Source organism: Stenotrophomonas sp. KH_052 (assembly GCF_057838755.1).
Genome location: NZ_CM174475.1, coordinates 1,724,007 through 1,737,409, shown reverse-complemented (window position 1 = coordinate 1,737,409; position 13,403 = coordinate 1,724,007). Strand labels below are relative to the sequence as shown.

General features: G+C 66.0%; 9 protein-coding genes. 6 read left to right on the top strand and 3 right to left on the bottom strand.

Annotated elements, in window-relative coordinates:
• Window positions 1-86 precede the first annotated feature (86 nt).
• The gene (locus AC3ITW_RS08045) at window positions 87-386 is read left to right on the top strand and encodes a hypothetical protein (protein ID WP_049422680.1); all 300 of its coding nucleotides are present in this window, start codon (window positions 87-89) and stop codon (window positions 384-386) included.
• Between the two features lie 244 nt (window positions 387-630).
• Window positions 631-3,303, top strand: coding sequence for a pyruvate dehydrogenase (acetyl-transferring), homodimeric type (aceE, locus tag AC3ITW_RS08040; RefSeq protein ID WP_489390214.1), 2,673 nt, complete (start codon window positions 631-633; stop codon window positions 3,301-3,303).
• Window positions 3,304-3,354: 51 nt separating this feature from the next.
• Here the strand turns inward: aceE and AC3ITW_RS08035 are convergent, their stop codons facing one another.
• Window positions 3,355-3,837, bottom strand: coding sequence for a LuxR family transcriptional regulator (locus AC3ITW_RS08035; RefSeq protein ID WP_485618410.1), 483 nt, complete (start codon window positions 3,835-3,837; stop codon window positions 3,355-3,357).
• A gap of 190 nt (window positions 3,838-4,027) precedes the next feature.
• Between AC3ITW_RS08035 and AC3ITW_RS08030 the strand changes: the two genes are divergently transcribed.
• The 4 genes from AC3ITW_RS08030 (at window position 4,028) to AC3ITW_RS08015 (ending at window position 10,099) form a co-directional block, all read left to right on the top strand.
• The gene (locus tag AC3ITW_RS08030; protein WP_100468141.1) at window positions 4,028-5,257 is read left to right on the top strand and encodes an MFS transporter; all 1,230 of its coding nucleotides are present in this window, start codon (window positions 4,028-4,030) and stop codon (window positions 5,255-5,257) included.
• Complete coding sequence (locus AC3ITW_RS08025) at window positions 5,254-6,411, top strand: ROK family protein (protein ID WP_012510674.1); 1,158 nt, start codon at window positions 5,254-5,256, stop codon at window positions 6,409-6,411. Before AC3ITW_RS08030 ends, AC3ITW_RS08025 begins: the two co-directional genes overlap by 4 nt.
• Before the next feature lie 86 nt (window positions 6,412-6,497).
• Window positions 6,498-8,993, top strand: coding sequence for a TonB-dependent receptor (locus tag AC3ITW_RS08020; protein ID WP_489390213.1), 2,496 nt, complete (start codon window positions 6,498-6,500; stop codon window positions 8,991-8,993).
• Window positions 8,993-10,099 carry a YdcF family protein gene (locus AC3ITW_RS08015; RefSeq protein ID WP_012510672.1) on the top strand — a complete coding sequence of 369 codons (1,107 nt, stop codon included), beginning with the start codon at window positions 8,993-8,995 and terminating at the stop codon, window positions 10,097-10,099. The genes AC3ITW_RS08020 and AC3ITW_RS08015 overlap by 1 nt, the downstream gene beginning before the upstream one ends.
• A 17-nt stretch (window positions 10,100-10,116) precedes the next feature.
• Here AC3ITW_RS08015 and fauA read toward each other — a convergent pair whose 3' ends face one another.
• Entirely contained in the window at window positions 10,117-12,288 is a 2,172-nt protein-coding gene (gene fauA, locus AC3ITW_RS08010) for a TonB-dependent alcaligin siderophore receptor FauA (protein ID WP_489390212.1), read from the bottom strand.
• A 111-nt stretch (window positions 12,289-12,399) separates the two neighbouring features.
• Window positions 12,400-13,338 (bottom strand): helix-turn-helix transcriptional regulator, encoded by a 939-nt coding sequence (locus tag AC3ITW_RS08005; protein ID WP_065723139.1) that lies wholly within the window; start codon window positions 13,336-13,338, stop codon window positions 12,400-12,402.
• Between the last annotated feature and the right edge of the window lie 65 nt (window positions 13,339-13,403).

The following is a 13,403-nucleotide window of genomic DNA, read 5'->3' as shown; positions in this document are numbered from 1 at the left end:
TGACAGTGGCGTTTCAACTGCCGGCACGCAGCCGCTAGAATGCCGCCCCTGCAGTTCCCAGCAGCCGGCACAAGGAGTGCCCCGCAATGAACGCCCGCACCGCCATCAACACCCTCAGCAGCCTGCTGTTCCTGCTGCTGGTCGCCCACACCACCGCCTACCAGCAGCAGATGTGGCCGCCCAGCCGTGTCGTCCACGTGCATCCGGTGGTCGTCGCCCTCGCCTACGCGCTGGGCCTGCTCACCCTGCTGCTGTGGATCGGAGGACGCCGCTTGCCGGAACGCTGCCAGCAGCTCTCGGGCTGGCTGCCGATCGTGGCCTGGTGCCTGCTGGGCATTGGTGTGGCGGTCATCCCGATGTTCTTCCCGGGCCTGTCACCGGCCTGATCAGCGGCCGCACCCAGCACGCCCGCCCATGATACGGCGCGCCGTGCCAACCCTTGCTTGCCAGAGACCCAAGCCGGGCCCGCCTATCGAAGCCGGGTGGCCGGGCCTACGCTTGTCTTCTCGGCGGCCGCCACGGTCGCCCTTCGCGTCACGGCCCCGCCGTTGCGACCCCGCTCCAGAGCTGTGCGCCCTGCCGGTGTTGTCGCCCAGGCAGAAGTCCGACCGGCGCCCTCTGGAGACAGTCATGAACCAAGCGCTCATTCCCTTCGATACCGATCCACTGGAAACCCGCGAGTGGCGTGAATCACTGGAAGCGGTGATGCAGGCCGGTGGCCGGCCGCGCGCGCACTACCTGATCGACCAGCTCAGCGAGCTGGATGCACAGCAGCACGGCGACCTGCATACCCGTGCCTGGACCGCCTACGTCAACACCATTCCGCCCGAGCGCCAGCCGGCCTATCCAGGTGACCTGGCCATCGAGCGCCGCCTGAACGCGATGATCCGCTGGAATGCGATGGTGATGGTGCTGCGTGCCGGCAAGCATTCCAACGTCGGCGGCCACATCGCCACCTACCAGTCGGCGGCAGTGCTGTACGACGTGGGTTTCGATCATTTCTTCCGAGGCCGCACCGACACCTTCGACGGCGACATGATCTACATCCAGGGCCACTCCGCGCCAGGCATCTACGGACGCGCCTATGTGGAAGGCCGCATCGATCCGGCGCGCATGGACAACTTCCGTCGCGAAGCGGGCCGCGAAGGCCTGTCCTCGTATCCGCACCCTCGCCTGATGCCGGAGTTCTGGCAGTTCCCCACCGTGTCGATGGGGCTGGGCCCGCTGACCGCCGCCTACCAGGCGCGCTACATGCGTTACCTGGAATACCGCGGCCTGAAAGAACACCAGGGCCGCAAAGTCTGGGCCTTCCTCGGCGACGGCGAGATGGACCAGCCCGAATCGCTGGCGGCGATCTCGCTGGCCGGCCGCGAGCGGCTGGACAACATCGTGTTCGTGGTGAACTGCAACCTGCAGCGCCTGGACGGACCGGTACGCGGCAACGCCAAGGTGATCCAGGAACTGGAAGGCACCTTCCGCGCGGCCGGCTGGAACGTGATCAAGCTGATCTGGGGGAGTGGCTGGGATGAGCTGCTGGCCCGCGACCACAGCGGCCTGCTGCGCCAGCGCATGATGGAATGCGTGGACGGCGACTACCAGACCTTCAAGTCACAGAACGGTGCCTACGTGCGCGAGCATTTCTTCGGCCGCTATCCCGAGCTGCTGGAGCTGGTCGCGCACATGAGCGACAACGACATCTGGGCGCTGGCACGTGGTGGCCATGATCCGCAGAAGGTGTTCGCCGCCTACCAGCAGGCCGTGAATACCAGCGGCCGGCCGACCGTGATCCTGGCCAAGACGGTCAAGGGTTTCGGCATGGGCGAAGCCGGCGAAGGCCAGAACATCAACCACCAGCTGAAGAAGATGAGCGCCGACGCGGTGCGTGCGTTCCGCGACCGTTTCAACCTGCCGGTCAGCGATGAGCAGCTGGAGGAAATGCCGTACCTGCGTCCGGAGCCGGGCAGCGCCGAGGCGACCTACTTCGCCGAACGCCGCCGCATCCAAGGCGGGCAGCTGCCGGCGCGCCTGGCCAAGGTCGATCCGCTGCCGCTGCCGCCGCTGTCGATCTTCAACACCCAGCTGCAGGGCAGCGGCGATCGCGGCCAGTCCACCACCATGGGCTTCGTGCGCATCCTCACCAGCCTGCTGAAGGACCCGGAACTGGGCAAGCTGGTGATTCCGATCGTGCCCGATGAATCGCGCACCTTCGGCATGGAAGGCCTGTTCCGCCAGATCGGCATCCATTCGTACCTGGGCCAGCTGTACACCCCGCAGGATGCCGGCCAGCTGAGCTACTACAAGGAAGCCAAGGACGGCCAGATCCTGCAGGAAGGCATCAACGAATCCGGTGCGATCTGTTCGTGGATCGCCGCCGGTACCGCCTACAGCAACCACGGGCTGGCGACGATTCCGTTCTACATCTTCTACTCGATGTTCGGCCTGCAGCGCGTCGGCGACCTGGCCTGGGCCGCCGCCGATGCGCGCACCCGCGGCTTCCTGCTCGGCGCCACCTCCGGCCGTACCACGCTGATGGGCGAAGGCCTGCAGCACGATGACGGCCACAGCCACGTGCTGTCGTCGGTGATCCCGAGCTGCGTGTCCTACGACCCGACCTACAACTACGAGCTCGCGGTGATCATCCACGACGGCCTGCGCCGCATGTACGTCGAGCAGGAAGACATCTACTACTACATCACCGTACTCAACGAGAACTACCCGCAACCGGCACTGCCCGAGGGCGCCGAGGCTGGGATCCTGAAGGGCCTGTACCTGCTGCGCCCGGCAGCCGCCGATGCCGCCTCGCAGCCACGCGTGCAGCTGATGGGCAGCGGCTCGATCCTGCGCGAAGTGGAAGCCGCGGCGGAACTGCTGCAGCAGGACTTCGGCGTCGCCAGCGATGTGTGGAGCGCGACCAGCCTGACCGAACTGCGCCGCGACGGCCTGGCCGCCGAACGCCGGAACCTGCTGCATCCGGCCGAGGAGCCGCGCGTACCCTACGTGCAGCAGTGCCTGCAGGGCCACGAAGGGCCCCTGGTGGTGGCCACCGACTACATGAAGATCGTCGGCGACCAGATCCGTCCCTTCATCAACGACCGCCGCTTCACCGCGTTGGGCACCGATGGTTTCGGCCGCTCCGACACGCGTGAATCGCTGCGTACGTTCTTCGAGGTGGATCGCCACTTCATCGTGCTGGCGGCCTTGAAATCACTGGCCGATGAGGGCCGCATCGAGCGTTCGCGGATGCAGGAGGCCATCGACAAGTACGGCATCGATACCGGCAAGCGCGATCCGGCCGCTGTGTAAAGCTGCGGCGTTCACCACGTCCGTTCTGCGGGCGTGGTGCCGGCGGCAACGCTAGGGCATCCGCTTGAACAGATTGGTCTGCAGGATCGGCGTACCGTCGTGGCCGTAGAACGCCTTGGTCTCGGTCATCGTCGAGCGATCGGCCGCCACGGTGTAGATGCGGGTGGAGGCCGGCGTACCGTGGTCCACCAGCTGCATCACCAGGGTGTTCGGCGCTGGCAGCTTCAGGTTGGCCTTGTCCGCACCGTAGGTGCCGGACAGGGGACCTGGGGTGCCATCCAGCGCCAGCGTGCCGTCGGACTTCATGGTATTGCCATCGTGCAGGACGATGTCCACATGTGAACTCCAACGCCCCGCACCGGCGTCCTTGAACTCCAGCACCACCTGCTTCGGGCGCTGCGCCTCGGGCAACGCAGACGTAGCGATATCCAGCGACCAGCGCCCCAACAGCGGCGAAGGAGACGCCTCCACTGCCAGCGCCGGAACGGCGGGGAGTGAAAGCGCAGACAACAACACAGCGGACAACAGCTTCATACGTTGCTCCATTCGGCGAAGAAGGCTCTGCGTGAGGCGTTGTGGGGCGCAGCACGGTCAATGCTGCTCGCCCACGGCGTGTGCTGCAAGCCACTCGCTGAATGGCCGACCTCGCGCCATGTCAGGCCGCTGTCACACAGGGGTAGTAGAACGATCCCGGATCTCCGGCTTCCTCCCCCCCAAAACAGCGTTGAACGCGCAGCCATCGCCGCGGCAGCTCTATGCCGCCGGCCACTTCGCCCGCACTCTGTCCTGGTCGTTCGTGGACCTGGCGCTGGGCTACTACCTGCACGTCCGGCTGGGACTGTCTGCTGCCCACACCGGCCAACTGCTGGCGATCTCCCTGGCCTACAGCAGCGTTCTCGACCTGCTGCTGGCCGCCGTATTCACCCGCCTTCGCAACCAGCAGCGCCTCGCCCTGCGCCTGCAGCTCATCGGCGGGCTCGGCACCGCCGCCAGCGCTTGCCTGCTGTTCAGCCCGAGCAGCGCGACCGAGCCCGCCTTCCTGCCGCTGCTGGCCGCCTCGCTGTTGTTCCGTACCTGCTACGCGGTTTACGACGTAGCCCAGAATGCACTGACGTCGCTGTTGCCCCGCGACGAGAACGAGGCCATGCGCTACGTTTCCGCCCGCGCTGTGGTGGTACCGATCTCCAAGCTGTGCATCGCTGCAGCACTGTTCGGCGTGGTCGGTTCACCTGCATCCGCAGGCAGTGGCAGCGCGCTGCTGATCTGCATGATCATCGGCATCCTGATCGTGGCCGCCGCGCTTCCCCTGGCCTGCGTCGCCACGCCCGCACAGCCGGCCACAGCCATCAGGCCCTTTGCCGGCGCCCTGCCGCTGCCGGCACTGCTGCCGGTTCTGCTGGCTGCAGCGGCAGAAACGGCGCTGGTGGGCCTGGCCGGGCGCTTGTTTCCCTTTGCCGACCAGGGTGCAGCGCTGACCTTCGCCATGGTCGCGGGCATGGTGGTCGCGCCTTGGCTCCATCTGCGCCTGCGCCCCCCACTGTGCAGCGAGACAGGCCTCATTGCGCTGATGTCGGTGCTGGCCATCGCTGCCGTCTGCGTTTACCAGGCCAAGCCCTCCCTGCCTGTAGCGATTGCGTGTGCCGCTGTCCATGGGGCGGCGGTGGCCAGTGTCGGCCTGGTCCTGTGGCGGCGCACCGCGCTGATCGCCCGTCGCCATGCCGCCCGCAGCGGACGTGAGGATGACCTGAGCTGTTTTGCCCTGCTCACTGGAACCATGAAACTGTCCATTGCCGCCTCCTCGTTGCTGCTGGGCCAGCTGCTGCCCGGCATACAGGCCGGTGATCCGGTCACCTCTGCCGCACTGGTCTCGCTGGTTGCCGTCGGCAGCCTGCTGTCGCTGGCCGCATTGGCCTGGCCGGTCGCGCTGCCACGTACCGAGGGCCTGCACCCATGAACCTGGCTCCCACATCGCGGCTGCGCCGCAAACCGCTGATCGCGCTGGATGCCGACCACAAGCGCATCATCTGGCTGTTGCGCACGATGGGCGCCGTTCCCCGCATCACCATTGCCCACCAGCTGGGCATGCACAACGGCGCGTTGACCCGCCTGGCGCGTGAACTGCTGATGCTGGAGGTGATCGAGGAACAGGGGCAACTGTCCGATGGCCAGCGCGGCCGACCCTCGGTGCCACTGGCGCTGTCCGGGCGGGGCGGCTATGCCGCCGGTGCCACGGTACATCCCGGTTGGCTGGAGATCGCGCTGGTGGATTTTGCCGGCCAGCTCATCGCCCGCGATGCAACCGCATTCGACAGCGCAGATCCCTACGACTTCGTGCACGCAGTGGACCAGCGCCTGCGCAGCCTTACCAGCCGCACTGGGCTCATGCGCGCGCGCTTCCTGGGCCTCGGCGTGGCGGTTCCCGGGCCCGTGGTCGAAACCGGGCCGGCGCGCAGGCACGCGGTGGACTGGCTGCACGGTTGGCGCGATATCGACAACGACCAGTTCTTCGAAGACTACTTCGGTTTCCCGGTCTGGGTGGAGAACGATGCGACCCTGGCGGCGCTGGCGGAGTACTACGACAGCGGACTGATCCGGGACTGCGCCTCGGCGCTGCTGCTGTATGTCGGCCACGGCGTGGGCGGCGGCGTGATCCATCGGCGCGACGTGATGCGCGGTGAGTTCGGCAATGCCGGGGATATCGGTCGCTTGTTCCGCATGGACGCACCGCGTCCCTCGGGCATCGACCTGCTGGCCACGTTGCGCGAGGCCGGCGCCGGCATTCCCTCACTGTTCGAACTGGAGTCCTGCCTGGAAACCCATGCCGGCATCATCAGCGCCTGGGCCGAACGCGCGGGGAACCAGTTGGGCGCGGCCGCCAATACCGGTGTGGCGTGGCTCGATCCTGGCGCCGTGATCCTGTCCGGCTCACTGCCGAGGCAGGTGCTGGAAGTGTTGGGGCAACACCTGCAGCAGCCTGCACGCTGGAGCAGTGCGCTGGACAGCCTGCGCCTGCCGCAGGTGCATGTGTCGCGGCTGGGAGGGTCTGCGGTATCGGTGGGCGCGGCCCTGCTGCCGATCCACCAGCTGGGTGCCGATGCCGCCGCTTAATTGTTTATTTCCGCCGAAGTAAACAATTCCGTCATCGCCCGGACCTACCGTGCAGCGGTCCCCCTTCCCTGCATGGCCGCCCTACGATGAACATCAGCCCCCTGGTCCTGGGCATCTCCCTGGTCCTGATATCCCTGCACGGCACTGCATCCGCGCAGGACGCGCCGGTGCAGAAGCAAGACACGGCCGACGCAGCAACACTGGATGCGGTGGTGGTTACCGGTGCGGCACGCACCCAGCGTCGCTTCGATGCATCCTTCGCGGTCAATTCACTCAGCCGCGAAGACGTGCAGAAGCTCGCACCGAAAAGCTACGCCGACCTGCTCGGGTCGGTGCCCGGCATCCATGTCGAGGCCACCGGTGGTGAAGTACAGAACATCACCCGGCTGCGTGGCATTCCCACTGACCGCGGCTTCATTGCCTTCCAGCAGGACGGCCTGCCGCTCTACCAGGAGCTGGACGGCCACTTCTTCAATTCCGGCGACGGCATGAACCGGTTCGACGTGATGAACCAGCGGGTAGAGATCGTACGTGGTGGCCCCGCACCGATCTATGCGAGCAGCGGTGGTGCCATCGTCAACAACATCCTGGCCGAGGGTTCCGAAGACACCCACGGCAAGGCGCAGCTGACCATCGGCGATACCGGCCTGTACCGCGGTGAGATGTACCAGTCGGGCGCGCTGGGCAAGGACACCTTCTATGCGGTCGGTGGATTCCTGCGTCAGCACGATGGCTACCGCGACAACGGCTTCCCCAATGACAAGGGCGGGCAGATCAGGGGCAACATCAAGCACTACTTCGACGACACCAGCTGGTTCAAGGTCAGCGGTACCTTCGTTGATGACCACAATACGTTCTACCTGCCGATCCCGGTCGCCGATCCGCGCAATCCCAGCGTTCCGCTGGACCCGTACATCGACTATTTCGACGGCACCCTGAACTCGCCCTCGCTGCGCAGTGTCAACCTGAAGTACCTCGATGGCGGCGGTGTCCTGCAGGGCATGAACCGCGATCTGGCCGATGGACGCCACATGCGCTTCGGCAACATCGGCTTCCAGTACGAGAACACCGCCAGCGATTGGACGATCTCGCTGAAATCCGGCTACACCAAGGGCCGTAATACCTTCGACGCGCTGTACTCGACCACCAATCCGGTCGACGCACGCAGCTTCGCCAACGGCTATCTGGGCGCTGCCCGTACCGCCTTCGGTGCCGGTGTCGCGCGGATGGGCTACGCGCTGGCCGGCAGCAACGGCGCCACTGCCTACGATCCCTACGCCGACTCCGGCCTGGTGATCTCAGCCCAGTACCGTGCTGCTGATTCGGACTTCTACTCCGGTCAGGCCGATTTGAGTGCGACGCGGCTGTTTGAAACGGCCTGGGGCAATCACGATCTGAACATCGGCGCTTACACCGCCTTCTTCGGCACCACGTCCTTCAGCCTGTACCAGGACATGCTGATGGAGATGCGCGGCAAGCCACGCCTGCTTGATCTGGTGGCCTACGGTAACGATGGCGCCCCACTGGGCTATGTCACCGACAAGGGCACGCTGCGTTACACCACCACTCTCAATCGCGGCAAGGTCGATGCCCGCATGTTCGCGGTGTATGCCAATGACACCTGGGCACTGTCGGACCGCTTCAAGCTTGATGCCGGCATCCGCCATGAGCGCTACCGCTACGAGGGCTATGCCGAGCAGACTGCCCAGGTCGACCTCGGCGACCGCAACACACTGGCCGACAACACCACGCGCCGGTTCACCGGCGTCGTCCAGAACCATCGCCTGAATCCGTCCGCGACCAACTGGACCGTGGGTGCGAACTTCGATTTCACCACTTCAGTGGGTGCTTACGCCCGCGTCTCGCACATGGAGATCGTTCCCAATTCGTCGGTGGCGCGCTCGATCGACCCCACCATCGTGCAGACCCAGCTGGACCAGTACGAGCTGGGCCTGAAGGCCGGGTTCGGCCGGTCCTATCTCTACCTGACCGCGTTCTACACCAAGTTCGATCCACTCAATGCGTCCTTCGTCGCCTTCAATCCAACGACCGGCCGCAATGACCAGTCGGTGCCCTTCATCGGCACCGCCGTCTCCAAGGGCATCGAGCTGGATGGCATGTTCCGGCCGCTGGACTGGTTCAGCATCGCCGGCTCGATCACGGTCAGCGATCCGCAGTACGACAGCCTGCAGAACGATTCCGGCGCCGATCCGGCCGCGGTCAACGGCAAGCAGATCGTCCGCGAGCCCAAGCTCTACGGCAACCTGCGGCCGACCTTCAGCTTCCAGCACGGCCAGGACCAGTTCGAGACCTGGCTGCGCTATGACGTGGTCGGCAAATCGTATGTCGATCTGTTCAACCAGACCGCGTTGCCGGCCTACCAGACCCTGGGCCTGGGCATTTCATGGAAGCGCGGCAACTGGGGCGCACAGCTGGTGGGCGACAACCTGACCAATGAAAAGGGGCTCACCGAGGGCAACACCCGTACCGATGCACTGGCTGGCCAGGGTTCGGCCGAGGCAATCTATGGACGGCCGCTGTTCGGCCGCAACGTCCGCCTGATGGTGAGCAGGAGCTGGTGATGCACCGACGATTGAGCTTGTCCCTCGCCCTGCTGGCCACGGCTGTGCTGCCGCTTGCGGCAGCCGCCGACGACCGCGACAGCGCGGCCCTCGCCTCGCGCTTGTTTCCGACCCTCGTGCAGCTGAATCACGATACGTTGCCCGATCGTGCGCGCGCCGCCCTGGCCGAACGCATGCAGCAGCTGTCGGCCTGCCGGACCACTGCCTGCACACTCGAGGCCGCACGCTGGACGCCCGCGCAGGCGGGCCTGTTGAGCGCCGCGGTTCCGGCGCGCGCTGCAGCCATCGAAAGGGAGCTGGCGGGCCTCAACAACATCCTCTCCGTCTACGGCCACGGCCAGCCGCCCCGCTACGACGCCGTCGACGGCCCGGTCGGCGCGGCGGGCAGCACGCGCCTGGCTGGCGATGCTGCCATTGCCATGCAGATGAGCGAGGTGGACGCCGCCGCGGCCTACACCGCATTCGATCGCAGCATCGCGGTGGCGGTGGGCCTGCTTGATGCCAATGACCGCCTCGATGCGATCCGCTTCGAGCCCATCAGCGCGGGAATGAACGCCGCGCCATTCGCACGCGCGCGGCAGCTGGATTGGACCGCGCATCCATACACATCGATCATCGTGCTTGGGCAGGGCCCAGACGAGCTGACCACCCCGCTCAGCGCCGGCAGCAAGCTGCGCCTGAAAGCCGCTGCGCAGCGCTATGCAGCGGGCGATGCGCCTTTCATCATCGTCTCCGGCGGCGCCGTGCATCCGCGCGGCACCCGCAGCGTCGAAGCCGTGCAGATGCGCGAAGCGCTGATCGCGCGCTTCGGCATTCCCGCAGAGGCGATCCTCATCGAGCCCTATGCCCGCCACACCACCACCAACCTGCGCAACGCAGCCCGGTTGCTGGCGGCCCTGCAGGCACCGCCACGACAACCGGCACTGGTGGTCAGCAGCCCATCGCATATCGATTCGGTCGCCAGCAGCGGATTCAGCGAGCGCAACCGTCGTGAGCTGGGCTACGTTCCAGGCAAGGTCGGTTCACGCATTTCGCCGTACGCGATCACCTTCGTGCCAGCGCCCGAATCGCTGCGCATCGATCCGATGGATCCATTGGATCCCTGAAAGGCGCGACGTCATCCTCAGTAGCCGACCTTCAGCGTGAGCATCACGTTTCGCGGTGCACCGTACCAGCCCTGGTTGTAGAAGCCGATCTGCGAGTAATAGTGGCGGTCGAACAGATTGTTGATGTTGACCGCCGCCGACACGTTGGAACTGAACTGGTAGCGCGCCATCAGGTTCACCAGTGCGTAGCTGGGCTGCTCCACGGGCACCCGGCGATTTCCGGGCGCGGTGGCGGTCTGGTACATGCGGTTCTGCCAGTCCACGCCACCGCCGATCGTCAGCTGGTCCCAGGCACCTGGCAGGCGCCAGGTGGTGAACAGCTTGAACAGGCTGCGCGGCTTGGCGGTATTGATCGCCCGGCCCTGCGCGTCCTGCGCGATGAAGGTGGTGAAGCTGGTGCCCAGGCTCCAGCCCGGCAGCGGCTCGCCGGCCAGTTCCAGTTCCAGACCGTCCACGGTTGCGCCCTTCACCGCGCGGTAGGCCGCCTGCGTGCTGCCTTCGACCAGCCCGCCGGTGGCTTCGGCCAGGTTGTCCTGCTGGGTGCGGAACAACGCCGCTGAGGCGTTCAAACGCTCCTGCAGCCAGCTGCCCTTGAGGCCCAGCTCGTAGCTGCGGCCGCGGACCGGATCGAGGATCTGCCCGGATTCATTGCGGTTGTTCTGCGGCTTGAAGATACCGGTGTAGCTGGCGTACACGCTGCTGTAGTTGTTGATGTCCCAGACCACGCCAGCATAGGGTACGAACTCGTTGCGGTAGCGGTACTTGCGCTTGGCTCCGAAGTACACCTGGTCGGTCTCCCAGTTGCTCAGGCGGCCACCGACGATCACGTGCAGCGAATCGGCCAACGACAGCCGCGCGACGGCATAGGCACCGCTCTGCTGGTTGTCCAGGTCATCGGCCTGGGTCTTGCTGCTGGCCCAGATCGGCTCCGGCGTGCCCGGCCCGTGCCAGTCCAGATAGCTGGCCAACGGCGGCAGCGGTGCCAGTGCGCGGTACTGCCCCAGCGCGATTTCATCGCGTGAGCGCGACCAGCCGATGGACGCAGTGTGCTGGCGACCGAACAGCTGGAACGGACCGGACAGGCTGGCACTGATCGCTTCGCGGCGCACCGGACCGTCGTAGCGGGTGAAGCTGTTGCCATTGGGCATGGCGCCGGTAGCCGGATCGGGGTAGCCACCGCGATAGAGATGCTTCATTTCCATGTCGGTATGCGAGCGGCTGTAGGACACGCGCGCTTGCCAGTCGTTGCTGAAACGATGGTTGAAGTCGAAGAAGCCGTTGCGGGTGTCGGTGGTCATCCGTGCCCACGGCGCGGTGGCTGATACCGAGCGGTCGAAACGGGTACGCGTGCCATCGGCGTTGAACAGCGCGAAGCCGCTGCCGAAGCCACGGTTGTCGTTGCCCTGGTAGGAGATACCGGCGATCAATCCGGTGTCCTCGCCCAGGTCCACGCTGACCACGCCGTAGAGCGTCTTCGCGGTGCTGTCCAGGCCAGCGGTGTAGCTGTCGCCCTCTGCCTGCGCAGCAACCACGCGCCCGCGCACACGTCCTTCCCGGCTCAACGGACTGGACACATCCACCCAGGCACGGCGCGCGTCCCAGCTGCCGAGGCTGATGCCACCACTGGCAGCGAATTCACGCAGCGGGCGCTTGCGCACGTAGTTCACCGCCGCCGAGGGATTACCGGCACCGGTCATCAGGCCGTTGGCACCGCGCACGATCTCGATACGGTCGTACACCACCATGTCCAGATTGTTCTCGCCGAAATTCCATGGCGACAGCACCGGCATCACCACGCCATCGAACTGGTAGTTGTCGATGTCGAAGCCGCGCGCCGAGAACGAATAGCGGTTGGCATCGCTGCGTGTGACCGAGATGCCCGGGGCGGTCGACAAGGCGTCGGCGGTGCTCAGCAGCCCGCGGTCCTCGATCTGTTGGCGGGTGACCACGCTGACCGACTGCGGCGTCTGTCGCGAGGTCAGCGACAGCCCCGTCGCCGTGCCCATGGAATCGGTGGTGTAGGAGCGCGAGCTTTCGGTGCTGCCATCGAGGTCGGCCGTGACCTGCACGGTTGGGAGCTGGGAAGGCGTTACGGAGGGAATGCGTTCGGCGGCGTGGGCAGCGTTGAACAGCGCCAGGGTCGTGCCGATGGCGGTGGCCAGGGCACACGGGCGGAAACAGGCAGGCATGGGAGATCCAGCGGGAGGGAAAGGCTGGATGAGAATTATTGTCATTTGAGCGTGAGCGCACGTATGCGCCCACGCAGCACGCGTATGCGCACTGCCAGCCGCGATCCGGATTCAGCGGATCTGGCTGGGGGCGATGCCGTAGCGCGTTCGGAACGCGGTTGCGAAATTGGTGGCATGCCGATAGCCGACGAAATGCGCGGCCTGCTGCACGCTGCAGCCCTGCCGCAGCTGCTCGCAGGCCAACTGCAGGCGTCGCTCGCGCAGCCACGCGAATACCGAACAGTGGTGCACCTGCTGGAATTTCAGGCGCAGGCTGCTCGGGCTCATGCAGGCCACGCGGGCCAGATCCTCCAGCCGGTGGTCAGCCGCAGGTGATGCCTGCAGGCAGTCGATCACCCGTTGCAGCATGCGGCGGTCGCGCGGTGAAACACGCAGATCCGGCAGCGCGTCCTGTGCAGACGCACCCAACGCCATCGCCAGCATCTGCAGTCCCACACCCTCGCACAGCAGCGCATGCATCGCGCCTTGCCAGGTCCCCGACAGCAACTGTTCGGCGGCGTGTTCAAGATGCGCGGGTACCTGCCAACTGTGCAGCCGCCGCCGACCATGGCGACGAGCCTGCAACAACAGATCGCTGATCACCGGATCATCCATCTCGGCCGGTGCATCCAGCGAGACATTCAGACTGCGCATCCGTTGGCCGGCCGGATGGATCGCAGTCATCGGCGCGGCATCGGCCAACACCATCGCGCCGGCGCCGCGGTTCATGCCGATCACGGCCTGCCCTGCCAGGCGTGCTCCGGCACGACCTTCCAGCATCACGATCGCAGCGAACGGCGGGGGGGCCTCCGAAGTCGCCTCGAACGGCTGGTGCGCGACCACGTCCGACAGCGCCAGGCTGATGCCAGGGCGCAAGCAGCGCTGTTCCACCCTGCCCTCGACCACGCACAGCGCGCCCGAATCGGCGGCGGACGCGAGTGCTGGCAGCCGATAGCGGAAACCACTGCTGCGGCCCAAGCGGTCCAGGTCGGCAAGGGTAAGGGTGTGCATGGGGCGCCTGAGGGAAATCCAGTGCCATTGTCATATGAGAACCGCTCTCATCTCCAGCCTTCGTG

What these genes read in the sequence shown, in the direction of transcription:
- fauA (WP_489390212.1), bottom strand. Translation starts at nt 12,288, where the DNA reads ATGCCTGCCTGTTTCCGCCCGTGTGCCCTGGCCACCGCCATCGGCACG.
- AC3ITW_RS08015 (WP_012510672.1), top strand. Translation starts at nt 8,993, where the DNA reads ATGCACCGACGATTGAGCTTGTCCCTCGCCCTGCTGGCCACGGCTGTG.
- AC3ITW_RS08020 (WP_489390213.1), top strand. Translation starts at nt 6,498, where the DNA reads ATGAACATCAGCCCCCTGGTCCTGGGCATCTCCCTGGTCCTGATATCC.
- AC3ITW_RS08045 (WP_049422680.1), top strand. Translation starts at nt 87, where the DNA reads ATGAACGCCCGCACCGCCATCAACACCCTCAGCAGCCTGCTGTTCCTG.
- AC3ITW_RS08035 (WP_485618410.1), bottom strand. Translation starts at nt 3,837, where the DNA reads ATGAAGCTGTTGTCCGCTGTGTTGTTGTCTGCGCTTTCACTCCCCGCC.
- aceE (WP_489390214.1), top strand. Translation starts at nt 631, where the DNA reads ATGAACCAAGCGCTCATTCCCTTCGATACCGATCCACTGGAAACCCGC.
- AC3ITW_RS08005 (WP_065723139.1), bottom strand. Translation starts at nt 13,338, where the DNA reads ATGCACACCCTTACCCTTGCCGACCTGGACCGCTTGGGCCGCAGCAGT.
- AC3ITW_RS08025 (WP_012510674.1), top strand. Translation starts at nt 5,254, where the DNA reads ATGAACCTGGCTCCCACATCGCGGCTGCGCCGCAAACCGCTGATCGCG.